The sequence below is a fragment of the Janthinobacterium sp. Mn2066 genome, assembly GCF_049319705.1.
Lineage (GTDB): Bacteria > Pseudomonadota > Gammaproteobacteria > Burkholderiales > Burkholderiaceae_D > Janthinobacterium.
The window spans coordinates 411,454-425,419 of the sequence record NZ_JBMOUF010000006.1 but is presented as its reverse complement, the minus strand read 5'-3'; the positions used below and the strand labels follow the sequence as shown (position 1 = coordinate 425,419).

General features: G+C 63.1%; 16 protein-coding genes. 13 read left to right on the top strand and 3 right to left on the bottom strand.

Features of this window, described 5'->3' with window-relative positions; all coding sequences use genetic code 11:
- Window positions 1–7: 7 nt before the first annotated feature.
- The 3 genes from secB to ACL9RI_RS14450 form a co-directional block, all read right to left on the bottom strand.
- Entirely contained in the window at window positions 8–481 is a 474-nt protein-coding gene (secB, locus tag ACL9RI_RS14460) for a protein-export chaperone SecB (RefSeq protein ID WP_010394167.1), read from the bottom strand.
- Between the two features lie 155 nt (window positions 482–636).
- A complete protein-coding gene (gene grxC, locus ACL9RI_RS14455; RefSeq protein WP_422727220.1) occupies window positions 637–903 on the bottom strand; it encodes a glutaredoxin 3 in 267 nt (88 codons plus the stop codon).
- A gap of 20 nt (window positions 904–923) precedes the next feature.
- Window positions 924–1,340 (bottom strand): rhodanese-like domain-containing protein, encoded by a 417-nt coding sequence (locus ACL9RI_RS14450; RefSeq protein WP_422727219.1) that lies wholly within the window; start codon window positions 1,338–1,340, stop codon window positions 924–926.
- A gap of 106 nt (window positions 1,341–1,446) precedes the next feature.
- On the opposite strand from ACL9RI_RS14450, the gene gpmA reads away from it, so the two are divergent.
- From gpmA to gspD, 13 genes are all read left to right on the top strand, one after another.
- Window positions 1,447–2,193, top strand: a complete 747-nt coding sequence (gene gpmA / locus ACL9RI_RS14445) for a 2,3-diphosphoglycerate-dependent phosphoglycerate mutase (RefSeq protein WP_422727218.1) — start codon at window positions 1,447–1,449, stop codon at window positions 2,191–2,193.
- Window positions 2,194–2,270: 77 nt separating this feature from the next.
- Window positions 2,271–3,746, top strand: coding sequence for a murein hydrolase activator EnvC family protein (locus ACL9RI_RS14440; protein WP_422727246.1), 1,476 nt, complete (start codon window positions 2,271–2,273; stop codon window positions 3,744–3,746).
- 71 nt (window positions 3,747–3,817) lie between these two features.
- A complete protein-coding gene (locus tag ACL9RI_RS14435) occupies window positions 3,818–5,314 on the top strand; it encodes a S41 family peptidase (RefSeq protein ID WP_422727217.1) in 1,497 nt (498 codons plus the stop codon).
- 9 nt (window positions 5,315–5,323) lie between these two features.
- On the top strand, window positions 5,324–6,082 hold the full coding sequence (locus ACL9RI_RS14430) for a HesA/MoeB/ThiF family protein (protein WP_422727216.1): 759 nt from the start codon (window positions 5,324–5,326) through the stop codon (window positions 6,080–6,082).
- Window positions 6,083–6,196: 114 nt separating this feature from the next.
- Window positions 6,197–6,649: a type II secretion system major pseudopilin GspG gene (gene gspG / locus ACL9RI_RS14425; protein WP_422727215.1), complete on the top strand. Its 453-nt coding sequence runs from the start codon at window positions 6,197–6,199 to the stop codon at window positions 6,647–6,649.
- A 9-nt stretch (window positions 6,650–6,658) separates the two neighbouring features.
- The gene (locus ACL9RI_RS14420; protein WP_422727214.1) at window positions 6,659–7,153 is read left to right on the top strand and encodes a GspH/FimT family pseudopilin; all 495 of its coding nucleotides are present in this window, start codon (window positions 6,659–6,661) and stop codon (window positions 7,151–7,153) included.
- On the top strand, window positions 7,153–7,539 hold the full coding sequence (gspI, locus tag ACL9RI_RS14415) for a type II secretion system minor pseudopilin GspI (protein ID WP_422727213.1): 387 nt from the start codon (window positions 7,153–7,155) through the stop codon (window positions 7,537–7,539). Before ACL9RI_RS14420 ends, gspI begins: the two co-directional genes overlap by 1 nt.
- On the top strand, window positions 7,539–8,162 hold the full coding sequence (locus ACL9RI_RS14410; protein WP_422727212.1) for a prepilin-type N-terminal cleavage/methylation domain-containing protein: 624 nt from the start codon (window positions 7,539–7,541) through the stop codon (window positions 8,160–8,162). The genes gspI and ACL9RI_RS14410 overlap by 1 nt, the downstream gene beginning before the upstream one ends.
- Before the next feature lie 8 nt (window positions 8,163–8,170).
- Window positions 8,171–9,160, top strand: a complete 990-nt coding sequence (gspK, locus tag ACL9RI_RS14405) for a type II secretion system minor pseudopilin GspK (RefSeq protein ID WP_422727211.1) — start codon at window positions 8,171–8,173, stop codon at window positions 9,158–9,160.
- Between the two features lie 19 nt (window positions 9,161–9,179).
- Window positions 9,180–10,409: a type II secretion system protein GspL gene (gspL, locus tag ACL9RI_RS14400; RefSeq protein ID WP_422727210.1), complete on the top strand. Its 1,230-nt coding sequence runs from the start codon at window positions 9,180–9,182 to the stop codon at window positions 10,407–10,409.
- Window positions 10,406–10,939 (top strand): type II secretion system protein GspM, encoded by a 534-nt coding sequence (gene gspM, locus ACL9RI_RS14395; protein ID WP_422727209.1) that lies wholly within the window; start codon window positions 10,406–10,408, stop codon window positions 10,937–10,939. Before gspL ends, gspM begins: the two co-directional genes overlap by 4 nt.
- The gene (locus tag ACL9RI_RS14390) at window positions 10,936–11,712 is read left to right on the top strand and encodes a type II secretion system protein N (RefSeq protein WP_422727208.1); all 777 of its coding nucleotides are present in this window, start codon (window positions 10,936–10,938) and stop codon (window positions 11,710–11,712) included. The genes gspM and ACL9RI_RS14390 overlap by 4 nt, the downstream gene beginning before the upstream one ends.
- Complete coding sequence (gspD, locus tag ACL9RI_RS14385; protein ID WP_422727207.1) at window positions 11,709–13,961, top strand: type II secretion system secretin GspD; 2,253 nt, start codon at window positions 11,709–11,711, stop codon at window positions 13,959–13,961. Before ACL9RI_RS14390 ends, gspD begins: the two co-directional genes overlap by 4 nt.
- Window positions 13,962–13,966: the final 5 nt, after the last annotated feature.

Genomic DNA, 13,966 nt, shown 5'->3' with positions numbered 1-13,966 from the left:
GCAACTATTAGTGCGTTTCGCTGGCGGCTGGTGCAGCTGCGGCAGCGTCAGCAATAGCTTGCAGGCGTTGTTGGTAGAACACTTCGAAGTTGATCTCGGCCAGGTGCACAGGCGGGAAGCCGGCACGGGTGATCACGTCGGCGATGTTGGCGCGCAGGTATGGGTAGATGATGTTCGGGCAGCCGATTCCCAGCAGCGGATCGAGTTGATCGGCAGGAATGTTGCGTGCTTCGAAGATACCAGCTTGTTTGCCTTCAACCAGGAAAGCCACTTTGTCGCCGACTTTGGCGGTCACGGTGATGGTTACGGTGGCTTCAAAGATGCCGTCGGCCAAAGGCGCAGCGCCCACGTCCAGCGCGACTTCGATTGCTGGCGCTTCTTGTTCCAGGAAAATAGCTGGGGAATTTGGTTGTTCCAGCGACATGTCTTTCAGGTAGACGCGTTGGATTTGGAAGACTGGTTGCAGATTTTCGTCAGACATGGAACGCTTTCGTTGTAATGGACAAGAACGGCATACCGTTCAAATATAGTGTTTGCGGCAAACAAACCGCGCCGGTTGGGCGCGGCCTGATCAGGTGCGAGGCAATTGTATCAAAACAATACTACCTAAAACCAATTTCGCTAACCGGCTTTATATCAGGCTGCCGTGCCATTTAACAAGGGGTCCAGCTTGCCGGCTTGATCGAGCGCATACAAATCGTCGAAACCGCCCACGTGGGTGTCGCCCACATAGATTTGCGGCACGGTACGGCGACCGGTGCGTTCCATCATCTTGATGCGCTCTTCCGGGTCCAGGTCGACGCGGATTTTTTGCACGCTCACGCCCTTGGCTTCCAGCAGGCGCTCGGCGCGCACGCAATACGGGCACACGGCGGTGCTATACACAATTACTGGGACAGTCATGATGTTTTCCTTCAATAAACTTATTTGGCCAAGGACAATGTTTTCAGTGGCAAGCCTTGCTTGTTCCACTCGTCGATGCCGCCTTCCAGGCTGGTTGCTTCGGCGAAACCGGCTTTGCTCAGCAGGCCGACGGCCGTTGCCGAGCGCGATCCTTTCTGGCAAACCACTACAATGGGGCGCGTTTTGAATTTTTCCAGCTCGCCCAGGCGTTTTGCCAGTTCTGGCAAGGCAATATTTTTTGCGTCAGGCAAGTGGCCCTTGGCGAATTCTTCCGGCGTACGCACGTCAACGATGACGGTTTTGCCGCGATTGATCAGTTGTGTGACTTCCAGGACTGTGGCACGCTTGCCGCGCAAGGACAGCAGTGGCCAGAGGAGGGCGCCGCCGGAAATGATGACGATGGCAAACAGAAAAATGTGGTCGATAAAGAATTTCACGTAGGGTCCAATGGTTTAAGTCAATCCGCGCATTATAAAATAGAAGCTGGACGAGGTCTTTTTACGTTTTGCTTTTTTGATTTGAACCCCTTGAGAAGATAGAACTATGTATAAAATCGTTTTCATGCGTCACGGCGAGTCCACCTGGAACCTCGATAACCGCTTCACTGGCTGGACCGATGTCGACCTGACGGAAAAGGGCGTCAACGAAGCCAGGGCCGCCGGCCAGATCCTCAAGGAAGCCGGTTTCACGTTCGACGTGGCCTACACTTCGGTCTTGAAGCGCGCGATCCGTACCCTGTGGCTGTCGCTGGACGCGATGGACATGATGTATCTGCCGATCAAGCATGACTGGCGTCTGAACGAGCGCCACTACGGCGCCCTGCAAGGCCTGGACAAGGGCGAGACGGCGGCCAAATATGGCGACGAGCAAGTGCTGGTATGGCGCCGCAGCTACGACACGCCGCCACCGGCCCTGGAAGAGGGTGACGACCGCGCTTCGTTCAACGATCCGCGCTACGCCGGCTTGCCGAAAGCCTCGATCCCGCTGACCGAATGCCTGAAAGACACCGTGGCGCGCGTGATGCCGGCCTGGGATGAGGAGATTGCCCCGGCGATTCGTGCCGGCAAGAAAATCATTATCTCGGCCCACGGCAACAGCTTGCGCGCCCTGATCAAGATGCTCGACGGCATCAGCGACGACGATATCGTCGGCCTGAACATTCCCAACGGCCAGCCACTGGTGTATGAGCTGGACGCCGACCTGAAACCGATCCGTCATTACTACCTGGGCGACCCGGCAGCGATTGCGGCGGCCCAGGCTGCCGTGGCGAACCAAGGGAAGGCCAAGTAACTTTGTTGTATTTCTTCCGCGGCACAGCCATCGCCCCCTCTGCTGAACCACTCCTGCCGGCCTGGCGCGCCGGCGCCATGTTGTGCCTGGCGCTGCTGTTGGCCAGCGGCGCCGCGCATGGCGCCAAACCCACCGAACGCAGCAAGCAGAAGGCGGCCGCGGAAGCCCAGCGCGCCGGATTGCAGCAAAAGCTGACGGCGCTCAAGCGCGACATCAGCGTCACGGAAAGCGCCAAGGACGATGCGGCCGATACCCTGGCCGAGTCGGAAGAAGCCATTTCCAACGCCAACCGCTCCTTGCGCGACCTGGCGCAGGAGCAAACTGAGACGGGCGTCAAGCTGACGGCGCTGGGGCGTGAGCGCGAGCAATTGGCGGCCACGGTCAGCCAGCAAAAGGGGCAATTGTCCGAATTGCTGCGCGAACAATATGTCGCTGGCAACGAAGACCGCATCAAGCTGCTCTTGTCGGGTGACAACCCGAACCGCATCAACCGCGATCTGCAGCTGATGGCCTATATGTCGCAGGCACAGGCGCGGCTGCTCGAATCGTTGCGCGCCAACCTGGCGGCGGTAGAAAAAAACCAGGCGGAAGTACAGAACGCCAAGGATGAGCTGGAAGAGATCGCCCAGGAAGAGCGCGATCAAAAAGCCTTGCTGGTCAAGGAAAAAGCGCGCCGCGCCGCCCTGCTGGCCAGTCTGTCGCAGCGCCTGGTGGCGCAGCGCAAGGAAGCGGGCAATGTGGAGCGCGATGAACAGCGCATGGGCAATCTGGTCGATAAACTGGGCAAGATGATCGCCGAGCAAGCGGCAGCGGAAGCGGCCGAGAAGAAGCGCCAGGAATTGCTGGCGGCCCAGCGCGCCGCCGCCAAGGCGGCAGCGGACGCCAAGGCTGCCGAGGAAAAACGCCAGCGCCTGGCCGCCGCGCGCGCCAAGGCGGAGGCCCAGGCCAAGGCCCAGGCCGAACGCGAGCGTATTGCCAAAGAGCAGCAAAACAAGAGCGGCAAGATCAAGCCGCAAACCCCGGCCCCGGCACCGGCCGTCAAGCTCGATCCGATCGATAACGACGAGCCGCCGCCAGTGGCCAAGGTCGAACCCAAGCCGGAGCCGAAGCCCGAGCCGGCGCCGCCGCGCCCCAGCCTGGGACCGGCCGCGCCCGATGGCGCTTTCGTCAGCCTCAAGGGGCAGTTGCGTGCGCCCCTGTCGGGCAAGGTGGAAGTGCGTTTCGGCAGCAAGCGCGGCGATGGCCCCAGCTGGAAGGGCGTATTCATCCGCGCCAGCGAGGGAACGGAAGTGCACGCCATTGCGGCCGGCCGGGTGGTGTTTTCCGATTGGCTGCGCGGTTTCGGCAATTTGATCATTGTCGATCACGGCGGCCAGTACATGAGTATTTATGGCAATAACCAATCCTTGCTGAAACGCGCCGGGGAAACCGTCAAGGCGGGCGACACCATCTCTACCGCTGGCAACAGCGGCGGCAATGAGGAATCGGGGCTATACTTTGAACTGCGTCATCAGGGCCGCGCCTTTGACCCCGCTGGCTGGGTGAAGTTCTGAGGTGACATTTTAAATTCCTGCCATCGTTGCAGGATTGTGACGGCATCGTATTTGTAGATTGCGAAGAAGACATGGGCATCAAAGTAAAAAGTATCGGCCTGATCGGTTTGGGCGTATTGGCCGGTATCGGCGCAACGATGCAGTTCCCGGCCATTGCGCAAAAGGTGGCCACTTCGCCGCTGCCGCTCGACGAGTTGCGCCAGCTGTCCGATGTCTTTGGTCTCATCAAGACCGATTACGTGGAAAAGGTTGACGACAAGAAGCTGTTGACGGAAGCCATTTCCGGCATGGTGTCGTCGCTGGACCCGCATTCTGTCTATCTCGACAAGAATGCCTTCAAGGAAATGCGCGAAAGCGTGGAAGGCAAGTTTGTCGGCATCGGCATCGAAGTGAGCATGGAAGATGGCTATGTCAAAGTCGTCTCGCCGATCGAGGACAGCCCCGCCGCCAAGGCCGGCATCCTGGCGGGCGACCTGATTACCCGTCTCGACAATGTGCCGCTGAAAGGCTTGCAGCTCGACGAGGTGATCAAGAAGATGCGCGGCCAGCCGCACAGCAAGCTGGCGCTGACGATTTCGCGCAAGGGCGAAACCAAACCGCTGGTCTTCCCCATCGTGCGCGAAGAAATCCGCGTGCAAAGCGTGAAGGCCAAGATGATCGCGCCCGGTTATGCCTGGCTGCGCATCGCCCAGTTCCAGGAACCGACCGTGGCCGACATGGTCAAGAAAATCAATGCCCTGTATGCGCAAGACCCCAAGCTCAAGGGCCTGGTGCTGGACTTGCGCAACGATCCGGGCGGCGTGGTGCCGGGCGCCATCGGCGTGGCCACCGCGTTCTTGCCCGGTAATTCCGTGATCGTCTCGACCAAGGGCCAGTTGCCCGAGTCGCAGCAAGTGTTTTATGGCCGGCGCGAATTCTATGCGGCGCCGGACAGCAAGGCCGATCCGCTGGTGAAGCTGCCGGCCGCGCTGAAAACCGTGCCGCTGGTGGTGCTGGTCAATGCCGGTTCGGCCTCGGCCTCGGAAATCGTGGCCGGCGCCTTGCAGGATTACAAGCGCGCCACCGTGATCGGCACGCAGACGTTCGGCAAGGGTTCCGTACAAACCCTGCGCCAGCTGACCGCCGACACGGCCGTCAAGCTGACGACCGCCCGTTATTACACGCCGAAAGGCCGCGCCATCCAGGCGCGCGGCATCGTGCCCGACATGCTGGTCGATGAAACGGCCGATGGCGATGGCTGGAACGGCTTGCGCGTGCGTGAAGCCGACCTCGACAAGCACCTGGCCAGCGATGATGGCAAGCCGGAAGCGGCCGGCCCGACCCTGGGCAGCGAGCAGGAGCAGCTGGCGGAAGAGCAGCGTCTGCTCGCTTCGGCGAAAAAGCGCAAGCCGCTCGAGTATGGCGCCAAGGACGATTTCCAGCTGCAACAGGCGCTGAACCACTTCCAGGGCTTGCCGGTGCAACTGGCCAAGGCGGAAGTGAAAGCCGCTGACAAGCCGGAGATCCAGGCTGACACGAAGGTTGACACTAAGGCGGACGATAAAAAGATCCCGCTGCAAAAACCGTAAGTTGCGGCCATGAATGACGCCCAGCTGCTGCGCTATTCGCGCCACATTCTCCTGGATGAGATCGGTATCGAAGGCCAGCAAGCCTTGCTGGACGCGCATGTGCTGGTGCTCGGCGCGGGCGGCCTGGGCTCGCCTGCCGCCATGTACCTGGCCTCTGCCGGCGTCGGCAAGCTGACGCTGGTCGACGACGATACGGTCGACCTGACCAATCTGCAGCGCCAGATCGCCCACACGACGGCGCGCGTGGGCCAGCCCAAAGTGCTGTCGGCAAGCGAAACCTTGCGCAATATCAACCCCGAAATCGTGATCACGGCCTTGCAGGAGCGCGTCGACGAGGTACGCCTGGCGGAATTGGTCTTGCCGGCCACGGTAGTGCTGGACTGTAGCGATAACTTTGCCACGCGCCATGCCGTCAACCGCGTCTGCGTGCTCCATCAGGTGCCGCTGGTGTCGGGCGCCGTGATCCGCTTCGATGGCCAGGTCAGCGTGTTCGACCCGCGCACGGGCACGCAGCCCTGTTATTGCTGCCTGTTTCCGCAAGACCAGGTCTTCACGGATGAGGCCTGCTCGACGATGGGCGTGTTTGCGCCGCTGGTGGGGGTGGTGGGCGCGATGCAGGCGGCGGAAGCCCTCAAGCTCATCATGGGCGTGGGCGAGTCGCTGGCGGGCCGGCTGCTGCTGCTCGACGGCTTGCGCATGGAGTGGAGCAGCATGCGCGTGGCGCGCGACCCTGGCTGCCCGGTTTGCGGTGCATCTGGCGACGAATAGCGGCAAGTGGTCTGGTCGGGCTGGCAGTTATCACAGAAAATTTTACCCATATGACAGGCTTTGTCATATTTCGGCTTTATACTCTGCACTCCACTGACCTACTTTTCTCTTCTTATGCAAAACGCAGCAAACCGTCCGATACGCCAGCGCCTTGCGCGTGGCTTCACACTGATCGAAATCATGGTCGTGGTAGTGATCATGGGTATCCTCGCTTCGCTGGTGGTGCCGAAACTGATCGCCCGTACCGGTGAATCGAAGGTGGCGGCGGCGAAAGTCGACATGGCCACCATCATGCAGGCGCTCAAATTGTACCGTCTCGATAACCAGCGCTACCCGACCACCGAACAGGGCTTGCGCGCGCTGGTGGAAAAACCGACCACCGGCCCGGCCGCGAATGGCTGGAAAGTAGGCGGTTACCTGGAAAAGATGCCGAAAGACCCATGGGGTAATCCGTATCAGTACCTGTCGCCTGGTTTGAAAGGCGAAGTCGACATCATTTCGCTGGGCGCCGATGGCCAGCCTGGCGGTACCGGTGACGACGCCGATATCGGCTCGTGGGAACTGTAAGCTTCCTGCATGTGCACCATGACCAGGCAGGGCGCGTATCGCCGGCGGCGTAGCGGCGGCTTTACCCTGATCGAGCTGCTGGTGGTGATGGTCATCATCGGCGTCACCCTGGGCCTGGTGTCGCTGAACGCCATGCCGAATGGCCAGCAAGCCTTGCAAAAGGAAGCCGAACGCATCGCCCTGCTGCTGCAGCTGGCGCGCGATGAAGCCATCGTGCGCAGCCGGCAGGTGGCGTTCGAGGCTGATGAAAACCAGTACCGCTTCCTGGTCCTGAATGAAAAACTGTGGCAACCCGTGACACAGGACGATTTGCTGCGCGAACGCAGCTTTTCCAATACGCCGATGCTGCTCAGCGTGCAGCCGTCGAATAGCGTGGCTCAGCCGCTGCGCATCATCTTCGGCCGCGAACCGGTCGACAAGCCCTTCGTGCTGACCCTGGCCAGCGGCGAGCGCAGCGTCGCCATCCGCGCCGACGGCATCGGTCATTTCACGGTCGAACAATGATGTCCTTTCCTTTTCAACGTGCAGGACGGCAGTCCGGCTTCACCCTGCTGGAAGTGCTGGTGGCGCTGGTCATCGTCGGCACGGCGCTGGGCGCGTCCTTGCGCGCCGTCGGCAGCCTGACGCAGAACAGCGATGGCTTGCGCAGCGCCATGATGGCCACCTGGTCGGCGGAAAATCACCTGGTGCGCCTGCGCCTGGCGAAGACCTTCCCGCAGACCGGCACGCGCACGGAAGATTGTCCGCAGGGCGACCTGAAACTGATTTGCGAAGAAGAAGTGGTGGCCACCCCGAATCCCCGTATCCGCCAGGTGCGCGTCAACGTCTACGACGCGCAATACCCGGCCCGGCGCATCGTGCGCCTGGTCCTGCTATCGTTTAACGACTGATGGCGCGCCGCATATCCCCTGCCGCGGGTTTTACGCTGATCGAGCTGCTGGTGGCGATCGGTATCCTGGCCATGGTCGCCGTGCTGGGCTGGCGTGGCCTGGACAGCATCGTGCGTTCGCGCGAAGTGCTGACCAGCCAGCTGGAACAGGCGCGTGGCATGCAGCTGGCGTTTGCCCAGATGCAGAGCGATTGCGACCACCTGGCCGGCGCCGGCCCGAATAATAATTTGCTCAATGGCCGCACCAACCTGTCGGCAGAAGACGGCCGCCTGACCCTGGTGCGCCTGGCTGCCTCGGAGCAGGAACCGCAGCAGCTGCAGGTGATCACCTACCGCCTGCGCGACGGCGTGCTGACGCGGCGCGAATCGAACGGCACGCGCGACCTGGCCGTGCTCGACACCCTGTGGCAGGCGGCGCGCGACGATACCAACACCAGCACGGCCGACGTGCCGCTGATGCGCGGCGTCGAGAGCATGGTCATGCGCGGCTTCAGCAATGGCGCCTGGAACGTGCTGACGGCGGGCGCCGCCATCTCCACGCAGGTGCCGGGCCTGGAAGTGACCTTGCAGATGCCGGGCCAGGAGGCGGGCCTGTCCAAAGTATTCTTACTGGGACCAGGATGAAACCCGGGATGAAGCCATTTCGCATTCCAGCGCGCCAGCGCGGCGTGGCCGTCATCATGGCCTTGCTGCTGACGGCGCTGGCCATCACGGTGGTCGCCAGCCTGTTCTGGCAGCAGCAGGTGCAAGTGCGCTCGATGGAAAACCAGCGGCTGCGGCTGCAGACGCAATGGGCCATGCGCGGCATGGTCGACTTTGCCCGCTTCTGGCTGCGCCAGGACAATCCCTCGCTGACGGCCGCCGACGGCATCTGGGCCACGCCGATCGAGGAAGCGCGGCTGGACGATTATGTGGACCGCGAAAAGGTCGACACGGAGAAATTCGACGCCACCGTGTCGGGCCGCGCCTTCGATGCGCAGGCGCGTTTCAACATCAGCAACCTGGCCAATGTCATGGGCAGCGTCAATGCGCCGCAGGTGAAGGCATATCAGCGTTTGCTGGCCAACCTGCAGCTCGACAGCGGCCTGGCGCAGGCGACCGCCGATGCGGTGGTGCGCGCGCGGCCGAGATCGGCCACGCCGAATGGCGGCAGCAATGGCGGCACGAATGGTGGTACAAACACGCCCCCCAGCTCGGGCGGCGACAGCGCGCCGGTGGCGTTCACGCAGATCGAGGATTTATTGTCCGTGCCCGGCTACACGCCGCAAGTGATCGAGAAGCTGCGCGACTTCGTCATCGTGCTGCCGACCACGAGCCCCAGCGCCGTGAATGTGAATACCGCCCCGGCTGAAGTGCTGTCGGCCGTGACGACGCTGTCGGTTTCCGAGGCCAGCGCCGTGACCTTGAGCAATCCGCGTAAAAAGTTTGTCGATGAAGGTAATTTCACGAATAATACCCATGCCAGCCGGATTGACGGCGTGCCTATCGATGTAAAAAGCGACTATTTCCTCGCCGTCATCCGGGTGCGCCTGGACCGCGCGGCGCTCGATGCGCAAGCACTGGTGTGGCGCCAGCCCAATCCGCAGCGCACTACCAGCCTGGTCTGGTTGCGGGAAAATTAAAACCTGAAAGCGAGTCACTTTGAGAACTCTGTATATCCGGCACCCGGCCAAAGCGTCCACTGACAGTGCGGCGGCCTGCCCCTTCGTGCTGGCCGGCGACGGCGGCGCCCTGCTGCAGCAGGGCAGTGCGCCACTGGGCAACCTGGGGCCGCTGATCGCCGGCGCGAAGCAGGTAGTGCTGTTGCTGGCAGCGGCCGACGTGACCCTGCTGCGCCTGAAAACCCCGCCGCTGGCGGGCGCCCGCCTGCGCGCGGCCTTGCCCGGCCTGGTGGAAGAACACATCCTCGGCGATGCGCAAGACTGCGTGCTGGCCGCCGGCAGCAGCGATGCGGCCGGCCTGCGCACGGTGGCCGTGGTGCAGCGGGCCTGGATCGACGTGCTGGTGAAAGCCTTGCTGGCGCAGGGCGCGCGCAAGATCGCCGTGCTGCCATCGCAGCTATGCCTGCCCTTGCAAGCCGGTGGCGTGACGGCGGCCCTGCAGGCGGGCGGACAGGGCCTGGAACTGGTGTTGCGCCAGGCGCCGCAGGAGGGCGTGGGCCTGATCCTGCCGGCCCAGCCGCAGCAGGCCTTGGCGACCACGCGTGCGTTTGCCGGCGATGCCCCCCTGAGCGTGTATGTGGCCCCGGCCGACGTGGCGCACTACCAGGCGCTGGCCGCCGGCATGGCTGGCGTGACGGTGGAAGCCGAGCATTGGGCGCACTGGATCGCCGGTGCGCAAGCGGCGGGCCTGGACCTGGCGCCGGCGCTGGGGTCGCATGGCGGCGCAGCGCGCGACTGGCGGCGCTGGCGCTGGCCATTGCGCCTGGCGGCGCTGGCCGTGATCGTCAACCTGGTGGGCTTGAATATCGAATGGTCGCGCCTGAAACGCGAGGCAGCGACCGTGAACACCTCGATGCAGCAGACTTTCAAGGCCGCGTATCCGAATGAAGCGCCGGTGTATGGCATGGAAGCGGAGCAGATGCAGCGTAATATCGCCGCCGCCAAGCTGCAGAGCGGACAAGCCAGCATGGACGATTTCACCAGCCTGAGCGCGGCTTTGGGCGAGGCGCTGGGCGGCCTGGCCGGCCGTGGCGTGGTGGCGTCGCTGGAATACCGCGAGCGCAGCCTGATCGTCAGGCTGAAACCCGATATGGTGGACGCCAGCGCCCAGGCGCAGGTGCGCGATGGCCTGGCTGCGCGCAAGCTGTCCTTGAATGAAACGGAGCCGGGCGTGTGGAAAATCACCCTGGCCACGGGAGCGAAAACATGAACGCCGTAGTCAACAAGGGACGGCTGGCCCTGGCCAGCCGCCAGCAGGCGCTGCAAGTCTTCTGGAGCGAGCGCACGGCGCAGGAACGCAAGCTGCTGACCATCGGCGGCATCGTCGCCGGCCTGGCGCTGGTGTATGCGGTCTTTTTCGATCCGGCCTGGAGCGGCCGGCTTGCCTTGCAAGAAAAACTGCCCCAGCTGCGCCAGAATGCGGCCCAGCTGCAGGCGCTGGCGCTGGAAGCGGGCGAGCTGGCGCGCCAGACGCCGCTGCAGGTGGCGCCGATGAGCCGCGATAGCCTCAATGCGTCCCTGAAGGCCAGGGGGCTGACGCCGCAATCGCTGTCGATGACGGGAGAATACGCCAGGGTGCAGCTCAATGACGTGCCGTTTTCGAATGTCATGCTGTGGCTCGACAGCTTGCGCCGTGAGGGCCGCGTCGCGGTGCAGGAAGCGAAGATCACGGCGCAGACCAAGGCCGGCCAGGTGGACGCCAGCCTGACCTTGCACCAGAGCCCGGGCGCGACGCGATGAAGCGCCTGCTCGGATGGCTGCTGGCCATCATCGTCAGCGTGACGGCGACCCTGCTGGTATTTTTTCCGGCTGGCTGGGTGGCCGGCATCGTCGAGCAGCAGACCGGGGGGCGATTGACCCTGGGCGATGCGCAGGGTACCCTGTGGCGCGGCTCGGCGTTTATCGGCGGGGCGGCCAGCGCGAATGGCGCCGTGACGCCGCTGCTGCCGGGACGCTTCAGCTGGCGCATCTCGCCGTCGGTGCTGTGGGGAGCGGCGGACGTGGAATTGCAAAACCCGCAAGCCTTGTCGCAAACCGTGAATCTGCGCGGCGGCTGGTCGCACTGGCAAGTGAGCCCGGCGTCCCTGCTGCTGCCAGCCGACGGCCTGGGTGGCCTGGGCGCGCCATTGAATACGGTGGCGCCGACGGGCAGCATGCGCTTGTCGTGGACCACCTTGCAGCTGGCGCTGGAAAACCGGCAGTTTTCGGCGGTCGGGCGCACCACCTTGCAGATGACGGACATGGCCTCGCGCCTGTCGTCGCTGCGCCCGCTGGGCAGTTATGAACTCGATTTCGATTGGCAGGGGCAGCAGGCGTCATTGACCCTGCGTTCCATCAAGGGACCGCTGCTGCTCGATGGCAGCGGCAGCCTGAATCAGGGGCGCATGCAGTTTTCCGGCCAGGCCCAGGCCGCAGCAGGATATGAAGAGACCTTGGCGAGTTTGTTGAATTTGCTGGGACAGCGCCGTAGCAATAGCGAAAAAAACATCATCGCCTTAGAGTTTAGACAATGAAAAAACCATCCGTGAGCCCAAACAAATCCTCCTTTTCGTTGCGCCGCCTTTCCGCCGCCGCTCTCTTGTGCTGTTCGGTGGCGGGCATGCCGGCGCCTGCCTGGTCTGCACCCGGCGATGAAGCCGCGCTCAATTTCGTCGGCGCCGATATCGAATCGGTGATCAAGGCGGTGGGACATTACACCAACATCAATTTCGTCATCGATCCCCGCGTCAAGGGCACGATCACGCTGGTGTCGGAAAAATCGATCAGCAAGACCCAGGCGTTCGGCCTGCTCGCTTCCGCGCTGCGCCTGCAAGGCTATGCCGTGGTCTCGGGCGACGGCTACGCCAAGGTGGTGCCGGAAGCGGACGCCAAGCTGCAATCGGTGCCGACCCAGGTAGGCGGCGGCGCCAGCCAGGTCAAGGGCGACCAGATCGCCACCCAGGTGTTTTACCTCAGCTATGAATCGTCGGCCAACCTGCTGGCCGTGCTGCGCCCGCTGATTTCTCCGAATAACACCATCAACGCCAACCCCGGCAACAACTCGCTGGTGATCACCGATTACGCCGATAACCTCAAGCGCCTGGCGAAGATCATCGCCGCGCTCGACGTGCCGGCCTCGACCGACCTGGACGTGATCCCCGTGCGCTATGCGATCGCCTCCGACCTGGCCTCGATGGTCAACAAACTGATGGAAGGCAGCGGCGGCACGGCGGCCGGCGCCGATGCGGGCAAGGTGTCGGTACTGGCCGATCCGCGCACCAACTCGCTGGTGCTGCGCGCGCCATCGGTGGCGCGCGCCAACCTGGCCAAGTCGCTGATCTCGAAACTCGACCAGCCCACCACGCAGCTGGGCAACGTGCACGTGGTGTACCTGAAGAATGCCGACGCCACCAAGCTGGCGCAAACCCTGCGCTCGGTGGTGACGTCCGACGGCACGGCCGCCGGCGGCCAGCAAAACAATGCCGGCAACCTGAATAACCAGGGGCTCAACAGCCAGGGCCTCAACAGCAACAGCAACAGCAACAGCAACAGCGGCGGCATCAACAGCACTGGCCTGGGCGGCAATACGCAAAACGGCACCTCGGGCGGCGCTTCGCTGAACAACGGGCCGCAGCAGCTGTCATCGGGCGGCGCGGCCGGTTTCATCCAGGCCGACGCCTCGACCAATACCCTGATCCTGACCTGCAACGAAGCCGTCTACCGCAACCTGCGCGCCGTGATCGACCAGCTCGACGTGCGCCGCGCCCAGGTCTACATCGAAGCGCTGATCGTCGAGGTGACGTCGGACAAGGCGTCCGAATTCGGCGTGCAGTGGGCCGGCCTGTCCGGCAACAGCAACAGCAATTACCGCGTGGGCGTGCTGCAATCGTTCGCCGGCGGCACCAGCAACAATATCGGCGCCATCGCCACCGGCAAGGGCGCCGTGCTGCCGACGGACGGCCTGAACGTGGGCATTTTCAAGCAGATCAATGGCGCACTGGGCCTGGGCGCCATCGCCCATGCGCTGGAATCGGATGGCAACGCCAACATCCTGTCGACGCCTAACCTGATCACGCTGGACAATGAACTGGCGACCATCAAGGTGGGCCAGAACGTGCCTATCCTGACGGGCCAGTACACCAGCACGGCGGGCACCAACTCGAACCCGTTCCAGACCATCGACCGCAAGGACGTGGGCCTGACCCTGAAGGTGCGTCCGCAGATTTCCGAAGGCGGCACCATCAAGATGAGCATCTACCACGAGACTTCCAGCGTGGACAAATCGACGGCGTCGGCCGTGAGCGGCATCACCATCAACAACCGCGTGATCGAGAACAATGTGCTGGCCGACGATGGCCAGATCATCGTACTGGGCGGCCTGATCGAAGACAGCACCAGCGACAATGCCGAGAAAGTGCGCGGCCTGGGCGATATTCCGGTGCTGGGCAATCTGTTCCGCTACCAGACGCGTTCGCGCACCAAAACCAACCTGATGATTTTCCTGCGCCCCATCATCGTGCGCAGCAAGGAGCAAAGCGGCAGCCTGGCGGCCGACCGCTACGACTACATGCGCGCGGCCGAGGAAGCGGCCGTGCCGGCCACGGGCAACCTGATGCTGAAAGACCTGGGCACACCGGTGATGCCGGCTTTGCAGAATGGCCAGCCGATCGGTGGCGGCATGATTACGCGCCCGATACCGCCGGCGCCGGCGCCACTCGGTGCGCCGGGCAATGCGGTCACGCCAGCCGCTGAACCGCAGTTGCAGCCGCAACCGCAGAACTGATCGCC